Genomic DNA, 21,124 nt, shown 5'->3' on the forward strand with positions numbered 1-21,124 from the left:
TATTTAATGTAATAAAAAAAGTGAGTGTCGTTTTTTGAAAAGCTTTAAGTAAGATTGTTATGAAGGATAAGTATATAGTCATAAAAGGATTGTATCAGGGAGAACAGGATGGAAAAAAGTAAAAAATATATAATAGCATATCTCAATTGAAACGCGTTATATCATTTTAATAAAAATTGTTTTTTGTTTCTTAATAGTGTTTAGCATTTCATGCTTTATATGGGATATTATGTAATACTATCATATTAGTATCATTGTATTGTTGGTTTTTGGTAATTCACTTTTTGGTTTGGGGTTATTAACAGATTTAAAAAGTATATCAATTAAACGACTGTCTTTTTTTACTTTAATTTGCGTTATGGTTTATTTTGTTTAGTATGTCACTGTAAACGATGTGTTACTACGAAAATTTAGTAAATGAAAGTATAGAGTGACATTGTTAAAATATAGTATTTTTAATGTAAAAAATAGACTAGCAGGAACCTATCCTCTAGTCTATTTTGGCGATGATTTTTGAGTGTAGTTCATTATCCTCAACAAGTGAAAAAAAGGTGAAGACAGATACATCAAATGTCTCACTATCAGATTGATAACAAGAATAAGGGATAACCAATGTTTGGTCATCTGTTGCGACAATATAATCATTGTCAATGGTTTGCGCAATAAAGGTGTAGTCTGTTAAGTCTTCTTTTGTCCAAATACCATCCTCTGCTAAAAAGTCCAATGTTTGATAAAATTGTTGGCTATTTTTTTTATTGTTAAAAATGAAATAGTCTGTCATCTCTTGTAGATTTTTTTCTTTAATGAGATTTAAAAAATGTGTTGGTGAAGTATTTGTTGTCATTAGTGCTAGTTGTTTAAACGTCTCCATTAACCTCAACTCCATTATTGTTTGTTTTCAATTGTTACATAGAAATCAATGTTTGATTGTTTACTTAAACCTTTACCTTCTATATCGACTGCAATAGGCATAGGTTCTTTTCCATTATACACCGGCTTCACTCGATATCGAATTGTTTCCCCATCATCAGCGGCTTTTCGAACCATATTTTCATATTTTGTCATGAAGGGCGTATTAACTGGATTTTGATAAAGCGTGACTAAGTTTTCTAACTTGTCTCCTGTTCCACCAAGTTGCCTTCCAATCAAATGGCCACGCGAATGATTATAAGGTTCTAAACCAGAAATAAAACCTGGAGGACGAATACTTTGATTGGCAGATGTTCCTGTATTGATCATATTGGGTTTAATAAGGGCATTCGCGGTGGTAGGTCTACCTAGTTTATCTAACTTACCATATTCTATCCATCCTTTTGAACTATTTGTCAATTCTTCTGCTGTAAACCTTGCTTTACCATGTTCAACTGGACCTGGATTATCCTTTTGAATTGAGCTATTAGTTTGTTCAGTTTTTGTGACAGAATGATTTTGCTCAAATGGTAAAAACTCCATTAATGTTTCAGGTGATTTTACACCTGCTACTACCAATATAATACAAATCACTAACCCAATGATATATTGACTAGGTGATGATTTTTTATTCTTGTTTTTCTTAGTCATGTTGTACTCCTTTTTTGTAGTCGCTTGTCATTATACGATATTACCATAAAAAGAAAAAGCGTTCTTTTTTAAATGTTATTAATGTTTAAATAATCTATCTTTTGTTATAATAATAACTGAGAAAAAGGGGGGATTAGATGAGTTATGTGGAATTAAAGAATGTGTATAAACGTTATAAAATGGGAGATAGTATCATTGTTGCGAATAATGATATTAATTTTTCAATTGAGAAAGGTGAGTTTGTTGTAATACTAGGACCAAGTGGCGCAGGAAAATCAACTGTTTTAAATATTTTAGGTGGTATGGATAGTTGTAATGAAGGACATGTTATTGTGGATGATACAGATATTGCAACATTCAATGCAAAAGAATTGACACAGTATCGTCGTGTAGATGTAGGATTTGTTTTTCAATTTTATAATTTGGTACCTAACTTAACAGCTAAAGAAAATGTTGAGTTAGCATCACAAGTCTCACCAAAGGCATTAGATGTCGATAGTGTGATTGAGATGGTTCAATTGGATCATCGTAAAGATAATTTTCCTGCCCAATTATCTGGAGGTGAACAGCAACGTGTAGCCATTGCTAGAGCACTAGCTAAAAATCCTAAATTATTGTTATGTGATGAACCCACTGGAGCTTTGGATTTTGAAACAGGTAAGCATATATTGGCTATTTTGGAAGAAACTTGCCGAAAATATGGTACAACTGTGATTGTGATTACACACAATTCAGAAATTGCAAAAATGGCTGATCGCGTTATTAGAATTAATGATGCAAAAGTAAGAAGTATTGAAAAAAATGAACATCCAGTAAAAGCCAGCGAGCTAGAATGGTAAAGGGAGGTTCAGCTAAATGAAAAAGAAAAAAGCATTATGGACATCTACTTTTCGAGAAATGTATCAATCTAAGGCGAGATTTATCTCAATCCTATTAATTATTATGTTGGGTGTTGGATTTTACGCGGGTATTAAAGCAACAGGCCCTGACATGTTAAATACAGCAGACACATATTATAAAGACTATAAATTAATGGATACAAAACTTGTGTCAACAACAGGATTAGAAGACAAAGACATTGAATTAATCAAGGAAGACAAGACTGTCAAAACAGTTGAACCTTCATATAGTTTAGATGTTCTTACAAAAGAAAATAATCATGTCTTAAAATTAATGTCCTATGAATCTGGAAAAAATGAACTTAACAAACCAGTCCTTGTAAAAGGAAAATTACCAGAAAAAGATAATGAAATTGCACTTGATACTCAAGTACAAGACAATCAATATTATAAAATCGGTGATACATTAACGATTCAATTGGACGATAAGAAAAGTGTCTCACAAACTAGTTATAAAGTTGTTGGATTTGTGAATAGCCCTATGTATATAGATAAAGTTTCCAGAGGTTATACAACAGTTGGTAAAGGAACCATTGACTATTTTGGTTACATAAAAGAAGATGTATTTACATTACCCGTTTACACAGAAGCGTATATTAAATATGTTAATACTGAAAAGACAGCAAGTTATAGTAAAGCTTATAATAACTACTATGATAAAGATGTCAAAAATTTAAAAAATACTTTGAAAAATCGTCCATCAGAACAACTAGAAGCAATGAAAAAAGAAGCAAATGAGTCATTAGCTGAAGCTAAAACACAGATAACTGATGGCAAGACACAATTAACAAATGGAAAAAAACAATTAGCTGAAAAAGAAAAAGAATTAAATGATAATAAACAGTTAATTGAAACAGCGAAACAGCAAGGATTACCTGTAGATGAAACACAGGAAAAAACATTACAAGAAGCTAGTAATACATTAAATGAAGAAAAGAAAAAAATAGAACAAGAAGAACAAAAATTAGCAGAGTCAAAAGAAGAATTAGCAAAAAATCAACAAACCATTGATGACTTAAAAGCACCAACTTATCATTATTTTTCAAGAGAAGATAATCCTTCTTATGCAGAATTTCAAGATAATGCTGATCGGATTTCTTCCATCGCCACAGTATTTCCGGTATTTTTCTTTATGATAGCTGCTCTTATTTCTTTAACAACTATGACACGTATGGTGGATGAAAAGCGTGGAGAGATAGGAACACTAAAAGCCTTAGGTTATACAAATTGGGAAATTTCACAAAAATATATTGTTTACTCTACAACAGCCAGTATTATAGGAAGTTTAATTGGATTGGCAATAGGTTATTATTTATTTCCAACAGTTATTTTTGATGCATATGGTAGTATGTATAACTTGCCATCTGTGATTATTACCTATTATCCAAGTTACACCATTCAATCAATTATAGTAGCTTTACTTTGTACGTTATTAGCATCACTTCTTGTATTAAGAGTTGATTTATTGAGTACTCCAGCTACATTGATGAGACCAAAAGCACCTAAACCAGGTAAGCGTATTTTATTAGAAAGAATATCTTGGTTATGGTCTAAATTTAGTTTTAATCAAAAAGTAACGGCTAGAAATCTATTTCGTTATAAACAACGTATGTTGATGACAGTCTTAGGGATAGCAGGCTGTACAGCAATGATTTTAACTGGATTTGGATTGAAAGATTCAATAGGTGATATTGTTAATCTTCAGTTTAATAAAATATGGCATTATGATGCAACAGTAACCATTAATGAAGATAGTACGACTCAAGAAAAAGAAAATTATGAGAAAATAAAAGCAGATGCTAGTCAGATTAAAACAAGTTTAAATTTATCTCAAAATAATATGACCGTTGTCAAAAAAGGATACACAAGTCGAGAAGTGACAGTGGATGTTCCGCAGCAAGAGAAGAGGTTAGCAGAATTTATTACATTCAATGACCGAAAATCTGGTGAAACATACACGTTATCTAATGATGGAGTCATTATTAACGAAAAGTTAGCAAACTTCTTTGATGTAAGGGATGGAGATGAATTGACCATTAGAGATACGGACAATAAAGATGTGACGGTAAAAGTTCAAGAGGTTGTTGAAAACTATGCCATGCATTTTGTGTACATGACACCAAGTTATTTTGAAAAAACATTTAATAAAAAGCCTGAATATAATGTGGAATTGCTGAAATTTGATAAGTCATTAAGTGACAAACAAGAAGATAACTTAGCTGATAAATTAATGAAAAGTAATTATGCTGCGAATGTTTCCTTTACCAGTCAAATAGGTAAAACGATGGATGATACGATGTCTAGTTTAAATATCGTGGTATGGGTATTAATTATTTCTGCAGCGTTGCTTGCGTTTGTCGTGTTGTATAATCTAACCAATATTAATATATCTGAACGTATACGTGAATTATCTACTATTAAAGTATTAGGATTTTACGATAGAGAAGTGACCATGTATGTGTATAGAGAAAATAATATTTTAACTGTTTTAGGGATTTTACTAGGATTTGTATTAGGGGTCCTTTTACATGGTTATGTTCTTAAAACAGCAGAAATTGATATGATGATGTTTCCGACAACCATTCATCCAATTAGTTATGTGTACTCAGCATTACTAACGATTCTATTTTCATTTATTGTCATGTTAATTATGCATCGAAAATTAAAACATGTGGATATGATTGAAGCACTAAAATCAACTGAATAATCTTTTTAGACAAAGGAGGAAAGTCCTTTGTCTTTTTTATACCATTTTCGAATATCGGTTGGAAAATATACGATTTTTCTGTTGTTTTGATTGAAATATTGGTAAACTAATAATAATAAGGTGGGAAGGAGAGTGGGAGAGATGTTTGGAATACAATCAATTGAACAAGTGTATTTTTATATTTTAATTTTTTGTACGATACTGTCTGTTGTTTTATTTTTAGTCGGTGACATCTTACAGTTTGATGGGCCAATTGATCCAGTATTAATTGTACCTTGGATTGCATTTGTTTCGCTTTTTGGCTATCTAGGGGAAACGCTATCATCATTAGGTAGTGGATGGGTATTAATTATCGCCATTTTACTATCATCAGTTATTGTATTTTTATTAAACTTTTACATATTAATTCCTCTAAAAAATTCTGAATCAACCCTATCTGTATCAGAAAAAACATTAGAAGGAAGAGTTGCGATAGTCATTACGCCAATACCTGTTAAGGGAATGGGAGAGATTACCATTAGCAATGTTACAGGTACGATGAGTCGTCCTGCGGCATTTTATAAGGAGCAGGAAACACCAATTAATAAGGGTGAGGAAGTTCTTATTATCGAAATTAGGGAAAGAGTATGTTATGTGGTACCATATGTTGAAAATTTTTAAAATAAAAGGAGAAATGTAAATGAATTTAGGGATTATTGCGATTGGACTTGTGGTGTTTATACTGATCATGTTATTGATTGTATTTGTATCAAAATATCAAACAGCTAAACCAGATGAGGCATTGATTATTAGTGGGAGCTATTTGGGAAATAAAAATGTTCATGCAGATAATGAAGGCAATCGTTTGAAAATTGTTCGTGGTGGAGGAGCATTTGTTTTACCAGTGTTTCAACGAAGCAATCGTTTAAGCTTACTATCTAGTAAATTAGATGTGTCAACACCTGACGTTTATACTGAACAAGGTGTACCAGTTATGGCTGATGGGACATCCATTATTAAAATCGGATCATCTGTTGAAGAAATTGCAACTGCAGCGGAACAATTTTTAGGTAAAACACGTGAAGAATTGGAAAATGAAGCTAGAGAAGTGTTAGAAGGACATTTACGTTCGATATTAGGATCAATGACAGTGGAAGAAATCTATCAAAATAGAGATAAGTTTTCTCAAAGTGTGCAAGAAGTTGCTAGTGTTGATTTAGCTAAAATGGGACTTGTGATTGTGTCATTTACTATTAAAGAAGTTCGTGATAAAAACGGCTATCTTGATTCATTAGGTAAACCTCGTATAGCTCAAGTTAAACGAGATGCAGAGATTGCTGAAGCTGAAGCAAGCAAAGAAACACGTATTAAAAAAGCTCAAGCAGAAAAAGAATCTCAAGAAGCAGAATTACAGCGCCAAACAGAAATTGCTGAAGCAACGAAAGAAAAAGAATTAAAATTAGCAGCTTACAAGCAAGAACAGGATATTGCTAAAGCCAAAGCTGATCAAGCCTATAACTTAGAAAGTGCCAAAGCACAACAACACGTTATCGAACAAGAGATGGAAGTTAAAGTCATTGAGCGTCAAAAACAAATTGAATTAGAAGAAAAAGAAATTCAACGCCGTGAACGTCAATACGACTCAGAAGTGAAGAAAAAAGCCGACGCTGATCGTTATGCTAAAGAACAAGAAGCACTAGCAGAAAAAGCAACAGAAGTAGCTGAAGCCGAAGCACAACAATTTAAAGTGGAGGCAATGGCTAAAGCAAATGCTACTCAACTTAGAATGGAAGGTCAAGCTGAAGCGGATGCTATTTTAGCTATAGGTGAAGCTGAAGCGAAAGCGAAAGAGCAAATTGCTGAAGCCTTTAAACAATACGGGGAAGCTGCTGTTATGAGTATGATTATTGAAATATTACCTGAATTAGTGAAACAAGCAGCACAGCCATTAGGAAATATAGAAAAAATCTCTGTTGTGGATACTGGACAAGGTGGAGAAAATAGTGGGGCAAATCGTGTCACAAATTATGCAACCAACCTTTTAGCGTCTACTCAAGAAACACTAAAAGAAACAACAGGATTAAATGTTAAGGATATGTTAGAATCATTTGTCGCAAAAAAAAGTGAATAAGAAAAAACACCCTTAGGTATTTTTACTAAGGGTGTTTTTTGAAAAATAAAATAGTATATTATATAATATTTTTAGTTTTTTTGCTATTTTTTTGTTTGTTATTTTTTTTAAAGCACATTTATAGAGTATATTTATAATAATTATTAGATTATATAAAAATTAGTTAGTATGAAATGCTTCTTATGTAATTTAATAATCAATTTTATTATAAATTATCTATTAAATTAAAAAATAACAAACATAATAAGTAATCCTTTCTCTTTATTAAGAGTTAGATTTTTAATAATTCTCTCATATTAATTTGTTTGTGAAAAAAATATTAATATTTGGGTCTTTTTTTACCTATAATTAAGAAAATATTGGTCTAGAGAGATACCTTGATATCTTTATAATTATATTTACATAAGTAAAGATTTAAGGGGAGAGGGAAGTATGAATTTAATAAAGGAAAAACAATTTGGTTTTTGGTTGAGCTTGATTTTGATCATACCATATTTTTTACAACCAGTTGTAGCAGTCGCTGAAGGCTTGTCGAAGAGCATAAATGAGACAAGTATTAGCTTAAGAGATTTTAAGTTTGCAGATATTGAACGATCAAATCTTTCTAAACTATCATTTAATATAACTAAAGAGAGTGAAGTGAAAGAAGAATTTATCATTAAAAGTTCTGAGCCGTTAAAAAAAATCATAACAAACAATGGTGAGGAAGGTATTTCGACAGAAATAGTTAATGAAGGGTTTAAATTAACACTGTCTAGTGAAAATAAAAGTTTACTTGATTTTCAATTAGAAACAGTAAATGAGAATGTTGATACATGGGTGATTACATTACCGAGTGGGGAAACAAAAGAAATACATAAAGAAACAGCAGAATCATCGCTTAAGAAAGAAGAAGTGGTTGAAGCTGACAATCCTTCTGAAAATGAGTTGGGTAAAACGATTAACCCGTTAAAAGAAACAAGAGAATTAAGAGAACCAGGAAACATTAAACCATTGCTTGATGAGTTGAATGGTGGGAAAAGTTTAATAGAAAGTTTATCTGTAACGCTTGATGGAAAACAGCCACTTCCCCCTGAGGGTATAAGAGCCGATCAATCATTAAGATTAGCAATTAAGTGGGCAATTCCTGAAGATGTAGCGCAAGAAATGATTGCCGGTGACTATTACGAATTTAAATTACCAGAAGAATTACAAGTGACACCAAGAACAGGTAATTTAACTGGACAAGATGGTGTGGTTTTTGGTAAGTATAAATTGACTTCAGACGGAACTGTTCGTTTTGAATTTAACGAAGAAATTTCTCAACACGGTTTTATTGAAGGAGAGTTTATTCATAACCAACAATTAAAAAATATTACTAAACCAGGTAAAGTTGAAATTCGTTTACCTCACGAACAAGGATTACCACCAGTTGAAGTCTTAGTAAAATCTAATACAGATAGTGTTATTGAAAAAAGTGGACAAGTTGATAAACAATGGGGAGCCAATAATATTGATTGGACAATTGATGTAAATAAATCATTATCAACACTTAAAGATGTTAAAGTCGAAGATGTTTTACCAGTAGGTCTATCAACAGAATCGATTAGTGTGGTTCCGATTGATGTCACATTAGATGGTGAAGTCATAGGTGAAAAAGGTCCAGCTTTAGTTGAAAATATTGATTACGAAGTGAAACAAAATACGGTTATCTTTTTAAAAGATGTGACACAAGCTTATCGTATTAAGTTAAAATCAAAGATTGGTGTTGAAGCCAAAACACCTAAAGAGAATGAAGAGAGCGTTAGTTTTACAAATAAAGCTATTTTACATATTGGAGAGAAGAAAAAAGAGACTTCTGCAACAGTAGAAGCATACTATCATAAAAATTTAACAAAAACAGGTCCCTATCGTCATGATGACGGTGGACAAGTCTATGAATGGGAAGTAAAAGCAAATTATCTTGAGAACACAATGAAAGCAGGCACAAAAATTCAAGATAGATACAAAGTACCAAAAGATGTATCTTATTCACTAGGGCTTGTTCCAAATAGCATCAAAATAGTCACTGTTACGTTTGACGAGAGTGGAGAAGAAGTATATGGTAAGACACCACTTTCATCTAATGATTATGAAATAGTAGATAAAAAAGAAGATGGTTTTGATATTGTCTTAAAAAATGATATAAAAACAGCTTTAAAAATTATTTACAAAACTAAAGTAGATGGGTATATTTCTGGATCTGAACAGATAGGAAATGACGTGTCAATTGATGGAGAATACACAGAAGGAAGTATAGGGGTCACTGAGAATCAAAATCTAATCAAATGGCCTGGAGAAGTAAATTATGACGCTAAGACGATTGATTGGGAGCTTATGGTTAATAAAGCACAATACAACATGATTGATTGGGTGCTGACAGATACTATGTCACCAGGGCAAGAATTATTAGCAGAAACAATGAAAATTCATGAAGTAGGTGGTAGTGAACTTATTGTTAATAAAGACTACAAAATTGAAGTCGATGGCCAACAGTTTAAAATTATCTTTTTAGGAGAGTTAGCTAAAGGAACAGATAAGACTTATCGAATTTTCTATACAACTAGTTTTGATTTAGAAAAAATTGATCAAGGTCATGAAAAGGAACATGAGAATACGTTTTGGAACGAATCTTCACATGATTGGATAGACAAAACTGGAAAAAAACAACATGCAGAAACAACTAAGGTGGGCCCTAGAATACAAGATCATTTTAAATACAATGGGTCTAAGCATGTTAGCTATAAAATGAAAGATAAAGCTTATGATTGGGTAGTTGATGTCAATGTAAATCGCCATAAATTAGTAGATGCTGTGGTTGAGGACGTGATAAAAGGGCAACATGAATTAATAGAAGATAGTATCAAAATTTATGAATTAAAAGTCTATTCAACTAGTGCAACAGATAGAGAAACAGATGTGACATCAAGTGTGACACATAAAGTGATTCAAGAAGGTGACCATAAAAAAATAAGAATAGAGCTACCAAAAGATAGTATGAAAGCTTACCGGATTGAATACCGTACAACACATGAAGGAAAACTCGTAAAAGATGAGAAAATATCAAATAAAGCTGTATTTGAAAATAATCATGTGAAGCACGAACTCTCAGCTGAAATTCAGCCATATTTTGCAGGTGAAACCATTCAAAAAACAGGTAAAGTTAACCCAGAAAATGGTAATGAAATTATGTGGGATGCTCTTATTAATCCTTCTCAATCACATTTAGAAAATGTTGTTATAACAGACAAACCATCTTCAAATCAAATCTTGAATAAAGAGTCTTTTAAATTGTATTCAACAACCATTGAGAATGAAAATGACTATGATATTTATCAAGATAAAGAGTTAGTTCAAGGGAAAGACTTTGAGGTAGCAATTGAAACGAATGATTTAACAGGAGAGCAAGTTGTTAAAGTAAAATTAATTGGTGATTTAGCTAAAATTGATACGTCATATATGTTAAAGTATGTCACAACGTTAAATAATACAACGGATAGTTCAGATGTAGAGGTGTTTAATAGCATTAAATTAAATGCAGATCACGTTGAAAGTATGAATACAGAAACGTCTTCTACTGTTATGGTTGTGGATAATGAAGCAACAGCTACGGGTAAAGCGGGTAAAATTCGTATTAGTAAGTATTCTTCGTTTGATAATAAACCGCTTGAAGGAGCCCATTTTGAGATTTGGAAAACCAATCGTAATAAAGAGAAGAAACAATTATTACGTTCTGGAGTGACTAATAAAGAAGGACAATGGGATTTTGGAAATATTCGTCCAGGCAGTTACTTATTAGTTGAAACAAAAGCACCAGATAATTTCTTGATTAGTCCAGAATTAAAAAATGGTCGATTAATTGAGGTTAAAGCACAAGAAAATATAACAGACATACAAGAAATTAAAGAAGTCAATGATCCAAATGAAGTGGTTGTCACAAAAGTATCTAAAGATGGCAAACCATTATCAGGTGCCACGTTTAATTTATTAGATGAATCAAAACAATTAGTTATTAATCAAACGCCTCTTGTATCTGATGAAGATGGACAAATTCGTTTAAGTGAGTTAAAAGAAGGTACATATTACTTAAAAGAGTTATCTGCTCCATCAGGATATATTAGAAATGATGAATTATTACCAATTTATGTTACAAAAGAAAAAAGCAAGCCATTAACATTTACTAATTATCAAGGTAGTGTGTCATTTGATAAAATAGATGGTCAAACAAATCAACCATTGTCAGGCGCAACGTTTGATATCTTATCATTAGATAATCCAGATTTATCTGTAAAAGGAATTACGGGGGATGAAAACGGGCATTTTAATGTGAGTGGTTTAGCTCCAGGTAAATACCAATTAGTCGAAACAAATGCACCGACTGGATATGTGCTAAATACTAAAAATATGTCATTTGACATTCCAGAGCACGCATCAACTGAACCAGAAACAATAAACTTAGGACAAGTGAAAAATGTTAAAGGGTCAGCTAAATTTAAAAAAGTATCAGAAGATGGTCATACATTAAAAGGTGCAACTTTCAGAATTAAAAATAAAGACACTCAAGATGTTGTGATAGATCAACTGACAGGTAATGACAAAGGTGAATTTGAGATAGAAGGTATTGCACCAGGTGAGTATGTGTTAGAAGAAACGAAAGCACCGATAGGCTATATCAGAAACACAGAAGAAAAAACATTCTCTATTGATAATAAGGGTAATGGAGAAATCAACTCAACCGATATTGGAAGTATCGTTAATTACAAAGGTAAAATAACATTTGACAAAGTAACGGAAACTGGCGAAAAATTAGTCGGAGCCAAATTCCAAGTAGTAAATAAAGAGACAAAAGAAGTTATCGTAAAAGATGTTGAATCAGATAATAAAGGCCATTATGTTGTAGACGGATTGGCTCCAGGAAATTATGAGTTAGAAGAAACTCAAGCACCTGAAAACTATATCCGAAACAAAGCTGTTGTTGCCTTTACTATTCCTGCAGAAACCAATGGGAAACCTGAAGAAACTCATCTATCAGATGTTGTGAACTATCAAGGGGACGTTCATTTCAAAAAAGTTGATGAGACGAATCAACCACTAAATCACGCCGAATTTAAATTAAGTGATAAAAACTCAGGAAAAGTCATTAAACAAGATATTAAAGAAGTAGCGCCAGGTGAGTTTACGATTAGTGGATTAGCACCAGGCGAGTATGTTTTAGAAGAAACAAAAGCACCCGAAAATTATATTTTAAATACAGAACCTTATGAGTTTACGATTCAAAAAGATGAGTCAGGTAAACCTGTTGTGACTAAAATAGATAACATTGTAAATTATCAAGGCAGTGTCTCATTTAAGAAAACAACAGATAAAGGTGAATTATTAGGTGGTGCAGTATTCTCATTAAGAGATGCTAAAACGAAACATGTTGTAATAGATAATATTAAAGAAACAACTAAAGGTGAATTTACACTAACTCATTTAGCACCAGGAGATTATGAGTTAATTGAAACACAAGCACCAGAAGGCTATGTGTTAAATACTAAGCCAATGACGTTTAGCATTGATGGTAAACAAAAAGGTCAACCAAAACAATTAGAATTAGATAATGTTGTAAACTATCAAGGTAGTGTGTCATTTTCTAAAGTAGATGACAAAGGTAACCCACTTTCTGGCGCAACATTTAAATTGTTTAATAAAGATTCAGGTGAAGTTGTAAATAGTGAGATTACTGAGGCAAGTAAAGGACAATTTACTATTACTGATTTAGCACCAGGTCATTACTCATTAGAAGAAGTTACAGCTCCAACTGGATTTATTAAAAATAATCAGCGTATTGATTTTACAATAGACAATCAATTAGAAGGTAAACCAAGTGTTGTTACACTAGACGCGTTTACTAATTATCAAGGTAGTTTATTAATTAAGAAAACAAACGAAGAAGGAACATTACTGCCAAATGCAGTATTTGAATTAAGTCGTATTATTGATGGCAAACCACAAGTTGTGGCGACAGATTTAACAACAGATTTATTAGGACAAGTATCTGTAACTGGACTAGTTCCAGGTGAATATGTTGTGAAAGAAGTTAAAGCACCAGTTGGTTATAAAATAAATACGCAAGAGTTTAATGTAATTATTGCAAGCAGTCATTTAGGTATGCCAGAACAGTCTGTCATATCAGTTACTGATTATCAAGGTAGTATTCAAATAACTAAAACGGATAAAGAAGCACATTTATTATCAGGTGCAGTATTTGCCATAAGAGACGCTGTTTCACACCAAATCGTAAAAAATAACTTAACAACAGATAGTACTGGTAGAGTGATGGTTGGTCAATTAATGCCAGGAAATTATGAATTAGTTGAAACCCAAGCACCAACAGGGTTTGTGAGAAATGAAAAAGCATTACCTTTTGATGTGTCATTTGAAGATAATGGGCAACCAAAAGCATTGGAATTGACTATGATTAACTATAAAGGAAGCATGTTACTAGAAAAAGTAAATGCCTCTAAAGAACCACTTTCGGGAGCTGTATTTAATTTACTTGATGGAGTGACAAAGGAAGTTCTAAGAGAAGCACTTTCAGTAGATGAAAAAGGAAAACTTTCTATTGAAGAACTAGCGCCAGGAAATTACGAGCTAGAAGAAGTCAAAGCCCCAACAGGTTATATGATTAATAAAGAAAATGTAGAATTTACTATTTCTGATAAATCAGTTGACCAACCAGAAACAATAAAAGAAACATTTGTAAACTATAAAACTCAAGTAGAATTTAAAAAGACTGATGTAGATGGCCAACCTTTAAAAGATGCGACATTTGATTTATATGATAAAGCAAATGGAACAAAAATTAAGGAAAATCTTGTGTCAGATCAAACTGGAAAAATAGCTTTAGACAACCTATCACCAGGCGAGTATGAATTAGTTGAAACCAAAGCCCCAACAGGTTACATCTTAAATACTGAAAAAGTATCTTTCAAAGTAGAAGCAACACATAAAGGTCAACCAGAAGTTCTGACACTAAAAGATGTTGTAAACTATCAAGGAACTGTGGAATTTACCAAAGTAGATGAAACAGGAAAAGGCTTAGAAGGTGCAATCTTTGAAGTAGTAGATAAAGATGGAAAAACAGTTCAAGAAAATATTACCGGAGATAAAGACGGTAAATTTGTCGTCGAGCACTTATCACCAGGCGAGTATGAATTAGTTGAAACCAAAGCCCCAACAGGTTACATCTTAAATACTGAAAAAGTATCTTTCAAAGTAGAAGCAACACATAAAGGTCAACCAGAAGTTATAACATTAAAAGATGTTGTAAACTATCAAGGAACTGTGGAATTTACCAAAGTAGATGAAACAGGAAAAGGCTTAGAAGGTGCAATCTTTGAAGTAGTAGATAAAGATGGAAAAACAGTTCAAGAAAATATTACCGGAGATAAAGACGGTAAATTTGTCGTCGAACACTTATCACCAGGCGAGTATGAATTAGTTGAAACCAAAGCCCCAACAGGTTACATCTTAAATACTGAAAAAGTATCTTTCAAAGTAGAAGCAACACATAAAGGTCAACCAGAAGGTCTAGTATTAAAAGATGTTGTAAACTATCAAGGAACTGTGGAATTTACTAAAGTCGATGAAACAGGAAAAGGCTTAGAAGGCGCAATCTTTGAAGTATTAAATAAAGAGGGTAAGACAGTTCAAGCAAATATTACGGGTGATAAAGATGGTAAATTTGTAGTCGAGCACTTATCACCAGGCGAGTATGAATTAGTTGAAACCAAAGCGCCGACAGGTTATATCTTAAATACTGAAAAAGTATCTTTCAAAGTGGCAGATAGTCAAAAAGGTCAACCAGAAGTTCTGACATTAAAAGATGTTGTAAACTATCAAGGAACTGTGGAATTTACTAAAGTCGATGAAACAGGAAAAGGCTTAGAAGGCGCAATCTTTGAAGTATTAAATAAAGAGGGTAAGACAGTTCAAGCAAATATTACGGGTGATAAAGATGGTAAATTTGTAGTCGAGCACTTATCACCAGGCGAGTATGAATTAGTTGAAACCAAAGCGCCGACAGGTTATATCTTAAATACTGAAAAAGTATCTTTCAAAGTAGAAGCAACACATAAAGGTCAACCAGAAGTTCTAACATTAAAAGATGTTGTGAACTATCAAGGAACTGTGGAATTTACTAAAGTCGATGAAACAGGTAAAGGCTTAGAAGGTGCAATCTTTGAAGTATTAAATAAAGAGGGTAAAACAGTTCAAGAGAATATTACGGGTGATAAAGACGGTAAATTTGTAGTCGAACACTTATCACCAGGCGAATATGAATTAGTTGAAACCAAAGCCCCAACAGGGTATGAAAAATTAACAACAGCCATTAAATTTACAGTAAATTCAAAAGAAGAAGGACAAGTTAAGCCAATCCAATTGGAAGATATTGTAAATAAAAAAATTGTACCTAAACCAGATATAACTGAACCAAGTACAAGAGAATCAAGTATAAATAAACCAAGTACTAGTGAAACTAGTCGTCCTAATAGTTCAGACAGTACGAAAAAATCAGATGCAACACATTTACCAAAAGCAGGTGAGGATAGGGTGAAACATTGGGTTGTTTCTATTATTGGTTTAATGCTAATCGCGAGTATGTTAGTTATTTATAAAAAACGACAAAAATAGATAGACTAGGCAAGAGATATTTTCTCTTGCCTTTTTAAAATTTTATGAAATAAAATCTATTGTTTGATATTTTATGTTATACTAGAGCGTGAATTTCTACTAAATTAGTAATATAAATACATAGAAAATTAAGAGGAGTCTATATATGGGATTTGATCAACAAAAAGAAGTCGATAGAAGAAGAACATTTGCTATTATTTCGCATCCGGATGCTGGTAAAACAACAATTACGGAACAGTTACTATTGTTTGGTGGTGCAATTAGAAATGCGGGAACTGTAAAAGGAAAAAAATCTGGAAACTATGCTAAATCAGACTGGATGGATATTGAAAAACAACGTGGGATTTCAGTTACAAGTTCTGTGATGCAATTTGATTTTCAAGGCAAACGCGTGAATATTTTAGATACACCAGGACATGAGGATTTCTCGGAAGATACTTATCGTACATTGATGGCAGTCGATAGTGCTGTCATGGTAATTGATAGTGCTAAAGGGATTGAAGCACAAACAAAAAAACTTTTCCAAGTATGTCGAATGCGTGGGATTCCTATTTTTACCTTTATCAATAAATTAGATAGAGATGGTCGTGAACCACTTGATTTATTGGAAGAATTAGAAGAAGTGTTAGAAATTGATTCTTATCCAATGAACTGGCCAATTGGTATGGGAAAAGGTTTTGAAGGATTGTATGATATTTACAACAATCGTATTGAAATCCATCGTCCTGATCGATTTGATGGCGAAAGATTTTTACCGTTGAATGATGAAAGAGAATTGGCAATGGATCATCCATTAAAAGAGCAATCTATTTTTTCTCAAGTGATGGAAGAAGTAGAGTTATTACTTGAAGCCGGAAATGAATTTTCAGAAGAAAAAATTGCTAAAGGTGAGTTAACCCCTGTGTTTTTTGGTTCTGCTTTGACGAATTTTGGTGTGGAAACATTTTTAGAAACCTTTTTACAATTTGCACCAAAACCAAACGAGCATGAAACGAAAGATGGTGGAGAAATTAGTCCTTACGATAAAGATTTTTCTGGATTTGTCTTTAAAATTCAAGCAAATATGAACCCAGCTCATAGAGACAGGATTGCATTTGTTCGTATTTGTTCAGGTAGCTTTGAAAAAGGTATGGAAGTCAAGTTAGCGCGTGAATCGAAAAAAATTAAACTAAATAATTCAACGCAATTTATGGCTGATTCACGTGAAGTGGTGGAAGAAGCTGTTGCAGGTGATATTATTGGGTTATATGATACTGGGACATATCAGATTGGTGATACTTTATTTACTGGTAAAGATAGAATCGAATTTGAAGATTTACCACAATTTACACCAGAATTATTTATGAAAGTCACAGCTAAAAACGTGATGAAACAAAAATCATTCTACAAAGGGTTATATCAATTGGTTCAAGAAGGAGCTATCCAATTATACAAAACTTATTTAACAGAAGACTTTATTATTGGAGCAGTCGGTCAACTACAGTTTGAGGTATTCAAACATCGTATGTTGAATGAGTACAATACTGAGTTAATCATGGAACCAATGGGAACAAAAATTGCTCGTTGGATTGACCCATCTCAGTTAGATGAAAAAATGAGTTCAAGTCGAAATATCTTAGCAAGAGATCGATTTGACCAACCATTATTCTTATTTGAAAACCAGTTCGCGATGCGTTGGTTTGCAGATAAGTATCCAGATGTAGAATTGAAAACATTGTTATAAAAATAATTTGTTGGAGATTTTTCCTATAGTTTAGGAAAAATCTCTTTTTTATGTTAAAAAGGTGTCACAAATTAGTTACTTGAAACGTTATATATTATGAGAGTAAATATGGAAGGAGTTTATCATGAAAAATCACAGGACAGATAAAGAATTTTTTGAGTATGTATATGATATATATGAACAGAAAATATTTTATCAAGCTTTATCTATATTGAATAATAAAGAGCAAGCAGAAGACATTACTCAAGAGGTTTTTGAACAATTATATTCAGATTTTGAAAGTATAAAAAAATTTAATGATCTACATTTAAAAAAATTTATTATCAAAACAACAAAGAATAAATCGATTGATTTGTATCGTAAAAACAATACTCGGATAAAATATCTTGAAACTTATAAAACTAAAAAAAATAACAATGAAGAAGATAATAATGTGAATGATTATGTAGATAAAATGATATCTGAACAGGAAATACTAGATATTAGTAAGCAATTAAAAGAACCATATCTTCATGTTTTTTTGTATAGAGTTTATTATGGATTATCAAATAAAGAGATAGCAAAAATAATGGATTCAAAAGAAGCAACCGTACGAAAACAATTTGAGAGGGCTAAAAATATAGTGAAAAAAGTGATTGGAGGGATTCATTATGGAAAAGAATGAAAAACATGAACAGGAGATATTAGAAGAAGTAGCAAATAGAATAGCTGAAGAAGAGTTTGATAAAGAACAAGAGATACATCATTTTTCTTCAACCTATCAATCAAATAAACAAAATTTTTTAAAAAAGGTGTCAACAAAAAAATCAAAAACCAAATTTGGATTAAAACGTGTGTTGATGATAGCCATTATATCAATAGTTTTGATTCCAACAACTATTTATGCTTCAAAAGAAATTTATCAATGGATAGTAACTAAAAATAATTATGAATTAAATCTCTCTTTATATGATAATAAGAAATATAATCATGATCATTTTTATAAACTAAAATTTGATTATATTCCAATTGATATGATAGAAGATGGGGATTCAAATAAATTTAGTTATAAAGGCAATTTAGATAGTGGAGGAATTAGTTTTGTTTTATGGCAATTATCTGGGAAAGATGATTTTAAAGAACTTTATACAAAAGACTATAAGGAATTAACGATTAATCATCATCCTAGTATTGTCATTAAAAAAAATATGATGAATTCAGGAGATATTCAATTTGATACGATTGTTTATCTATTTTTTGAGAAGGAAGGTTATGTTTTACAAGCCTATATTTCAAATGATGTTAAGGAATCAGAATGGAAAAAAATGTTAGAAAAAGTATCTTTAGGAGAAACCAATGAAAAGGATGCTACTCATTATGGTATTTTAAGTAAAGACTTATTCAAAGGTAAACAACCAGAAAAAAATTACTATTTACCTAAAAATAGTTCTAATATCCATAAGATAGGTGATGCAGTAAATACTAAAGTTTATGACACGCAAGAGGTTTTATTTACCGTTAAAAGTGCCACTGTTATGGATAATATAAAATTATTAGATAAAAATAATTTTAATAGTAATTCATATGAACAGCTTAAAGACAAACAGTTAATAGCAAATGATGGTGAATTATTGCCATTTAATCAAAAAATAATCAAAAAAGGAGATGGCATACAAACACTTGATGAAGTAGTAGGAGAAAGGAAAGTAAAAACTAAATTTGTTTATTTGACAGTTACTATAGAAAATAAAAGTAAAAAAACTATTAAAGACTTATATTTTCAAAATAGACTGTATCTTTTAGAAGATAGTAAAAAAGGGTTGAGTGTTGCTAAAGAAGAAGTTGATTTCACTCCATATTCAGGAGAAGTAGATTATTTAGATAGACATGGTGAAGGAAAAAGTTTTTATAAAATGCCAGATATTAAACCTGGAGAAAAAAGAGCAATAAAATTAGGTTATTTTGTTGACAGTACACAACCAAGTAAGATGTTTTTACCAGTTTTGTACTATGATGATATTGAAAAGTTGGATGCTAAAGGATTAGAATGGATAGACATTGGACAGTAAAAAAACAACTTCCTTCAAAAAATTTTAATTAATTGAAGGAAGTTTATATTATTCTAACATCTTCTCCAAATCAAGTGGCACGACATAATTCACGACAGTCAGTCCTTTTTTATCTCTGAAACGTTGCGTACCAGATTCAAAAATAGTGTAAAGTTTTCCATCTGATACAGAAATTTGTTCTAAGTAGGGTGGTGCTTCAATCATATTAATAGCATCTTTTTCTAGAAAAAGATCCCCATCACCTAGTTTATAAACTAGTATTTTTGAGTTATCGTCACCATAAGAACGAGATAATAGCATATAGTCTTTGTAAAAAGTAATCCCTTGAATTTGGGTTCCTACGTGCATTTTTTCTTCAGGATTTAAAGATTTATCGTCATCTATTAATTCTTTTTTTCCTTTTAATGTTGTATCAAATACACCTTTTCCATTAAATAAATATTTTTCTAAAATGGCTTTATGATCAATTGAGAAATAACCAACATAAAGGGCTTTATCGTGATAAGTGACGTAAGATGAACGTTTAATACCATCTAATGTGATTTCTTGGTCATAGACAATGGGTTCATAATGTTCTTCCATGTTGTATGCTTTTAATTTATCCATTGAAAAGGCCACGAGTTCAGCTTTATTAGAATCTGTTGAAGAACATACCCAAATATTTTTTGCAATAGGATCATAGGTAATGCCTCCTACATGGGGGTGACCTTTTAAAATAATGGTTTTAATGTATTTGTGAGTGTTTTTATCTAGAACATAGACAACAGAATGGTGGGTATCATCATGACTATAAGATGAAATTAATAAATAATCCTCTGAAATCGTCACACCTTGGGGATCCATAGACTTACTGACACTTTTTTTACCAGGTTCATCAAGTAATGGAACAATCGTTTCATTGAGCCCAGGTACAGGATAGGTATCACCATTTGATATGTCAGGAAAATAACTTAAGTTATAAAAATCTGTATAGTTTTCTTTTAACTCTTCGGCTTGTTTAGCGACATCTTTTTGTTCAGATTCTTTAGAAGAAGATTGGCAAGCACTAACAAAAAATAATGCAATCGTTAGGATAGTTAAGGATAGTTTCTTCATTAAATATCGTCCTTTTTTATATGATATTTTTAGCATAACGGATAGATATTTGAAACACAATGTATTTTTTATAGGTAAATAAAAAGGACTGGATTGATTAACAGTCCTTTTAGTTTTATTTTACTAATTCACATTGTTTATGTTTAAGTTCATAGATAGCATCACATTTTTTGGCAACATCATTTAAGTGTTCTAAAGCATACTCTTTTTTATTATCTACTTGAGTTTAAATGTACATATCAGTTAAAACTTTATCTAAGACAGACAGGTAAGGTAATAAATTGT

At 31.7% G+C, this 21,124-nt stretch carries 11 protein-coding genes; 8 read left to right on the top strand and 3 right to left on the bottom strand.

Annotated features, from left to right (window positions below):
* Positions 1 to 490: 490 nt before the first annotated feature.
* The gene (locus tag G314FT_RS05480; protein WP_257699301.1) at positions 491 to 871 is read right to left on the bottom strand and encodes a hypothetical protein; all 381 of its coding nucleotides are present in this window, start codon (positions 869 to 871) and stop codon (positions 491 to 493) included.
* A 14-nt stretch (positions 872 to 885) separates the two neighbouring features.
* Positions 886 to 1,560 (bottom strand): DNA/RNA non-specific endonuclease, encoded by a 675-nt coding sequence (locus tag G314FT_RS05485; protein ID WP_257699303.1) that lies wholly within the window; start codon positions 1,558 to 1,560, stop codon positions 886 to 888.
* 137 nt (positions 1,561 to 1,697) lie between these two features.
* On the opposite strand from G314FT_RS05485, the gene G314FT_RS05490 reads away from it, so the two are divergent.
* The 8 genes from G314FT_RS05490 to G314FT_RS05525 all read left to right on the top strand — a co-directional run bounded on the left by G314FT_RS05490 (position 1,698) and on the right by G314FT_RS05525 (position 19,744).
* Positions 1,698 to 2,399, top strand: coding sequence for an ABC transporter ATP-binding protein (locus G314FT_RS05490; RefSeq protein ID WP_257699305.1), 702 nt, complete (start codon positions 1,698 to 1,700; stop codon positions 2,397 to 2,399).
* Positions 2,400 to 2,415: 16 nt separating this feature from the next.
* Positions 2,416 to 5,166 carry an FtsX-like permease family protein gene (locus G314FT_RS05495; RefSeq protein WP_257699306.1) on the top strand — a complete coding sequence of 917 codons (2,751 nt, stop codon included), beginning with the start codon at positions 2,416 to 2,418 and terminating at the stop codon, positions 5,164 to 5,166.
* Between the two features lie 141 nt (positions 5,167 to 5,307).
* On the top strand, positions 5,308 to 5,826 hold the full coding sequence (locus tag G314FT_RS05500; protein ID WP_257699307.1) for an NfeD family membrane protein: 519 nt from the start codon (positions 5,308 to 5,310) through the stop codon (positions 5,824 to 5,826).
* A 19-nt stretch (positions 5,827 to 5,845) separates the two neighbouring features.
* Entirely contained in the window at positions 5,846 to 7,276 is a 1,431-nt protein-coding gene (locus tag G314FT_RS05505) for a flotillin family protein (protein ID WP_257699308.1), read from the top strand.
* A gap of 432 nt (positions 7,277 to 7,708) precedes the next feature.
* Positions 7,709 to 15,973, top strand: coding sequence for a SpaA isopeptide-forming pilin-related protein (locus tag G314FT_RS05510; protein ID WP_257699310.1), 8,265 nt, complete (start codon positions 7,709 to 7,711; stop codon positions 15,971 to 15,973).
* A 145-nt stretch (positions 15,974 to 16,118) separates the two neighbouring features.
* Entirely contained in the window at positions 16,119 to 17,696 is a 1,578-nt protein-coding gene (locus tag G314FT_RS05515; protein ID WP_257699312.1) for a peptide chain release factor 3, read from the top strand.
* A gap of 124 nt (positions 17,697 to 17,820) precedes the next feature.
* On the top strand, positions 17,821 to 18,360 hold the full coding sequence (locus tag G314FT_RS05520) for a sigma-70 family RNA polymerase sigma factor (protein WP_257699313.1): 540 nt from the start codon (positions 17,821 to 17,823) through the stop codon (positions 18,358 to 18,360).
* Entirely contained in the window at positions 18,347 to 19,744 is a 1,398-nt protein-coding gene (locus G314FT_RS05525) for a hypothetical protein (RefSeq protein ID WP_257699314.1), read from the top strand. The genes G314FT_RS05520 and G314FT_RS05525 overlap by 14 nt, the downstream gene beginning before the upstream one ends.
* Before the next feature lie 48 nt (positions 19,745 to 19,792).
* Here the strand turns inward: G314FT_RS05525 and G314FT_RS05530 are convergent, their stop codons facing one another.
* The gene (locus tag G314FT_RS05530) at positions 19,793 to 20,839 is read right to left on the bottom strand and encodes a YncE family protein (protein WP_257699316.1); all 1,047 of its coding nucleotides are present in this window, start codon (positions 20,837 to 20,839) and stop codon (positions 19,793 to 19,795) included.
* Between the last annotated feature and the right edge of the window lie 285 nt (positions 20,840 to 21,124).

The organism is Vagococcus luciliae, from assembly GCF_024637875.1.
In the GTDB taxonomy this organism is placed as follows: Bacteria; Bacillota; Bacilli; order Lactobacillales; family Vagococcaceae; genus Vagococcus; species Vagococcus luciliae.

Coding starts and splice junctions, on each gene's coding strand:
- G314FT_RS05505 (WP_257699308.1), top strand. CDS start 5,846: ATGAATTTAGGGATTATTGCGATTGGACTTGTGGTGTTTATACTGATC.
- G314FT_RS05520 (WP_257699313.1), top strand. CDS start 17,821: ATGAAAAATCACAGGACAGATAAAGAATTTTTTGAGTATGTATATGAT.
- G314FT_RS05530 (WP_257699316.1), bottom strand. CDS start 20,839: ATGAAGAAACTATCCTTAACTATCCTAACGATTGCATTATTTTTTGTT.
- G314FT_RS05515 (WP_257699312.1), top strand. CDS start 16,119: ATGGGATTTGATCAACAAAAAGAAGTCGATAGAAGAAGAACATTTGCT.
- G314FT_RS05485 (WP_257699303.1), bottom strand. CDS start 1,560: ATGACTAAGAAAAACAAGAATAAAAAATCATCACCTAGTCAATATATC.
- G314FT_RS05480 (WP_257699301.1), bottom strand. CDS start 871: ATGGAGACGTTTAAACAACTAGCACTAATGACAACAAATACTTCACCA.
- G314FT_RS05525 (WP_257699314.1), top strand. CDS start 18,347: ATGGAAAAGAATGAAAAACATGAACAGGAGATATTAGAAGAAGTAGCA.
- G314FT_RS05490 (WP_257699305.1), top strand. CDS start 1,698: ATGAGTTATGTGGAATTAAAGAATGTGTATAAACGTTATAAAATGGGA.
- G314FT_RS05500 (WP_257699307.1), top strand. CDS start 5,308: ATGTTTGGAATACAATCAATTGAACAAGTGTATTTTTATATTTTAATT.
- G314FT_RS05510 (WP_257699310.1), top strand. CDS start 7,709: ATGAATTTAATAAAGGAAAAACAATTTGGTTTTTGGTTGAGCTTGATT.
- G314FT_RS05495 (WP_257699306.1), top strand. CDS start 2,416: ATGAAAAAGAAAAAAGCATTATGGACATCTACTTTTCGAGAAATGTAT.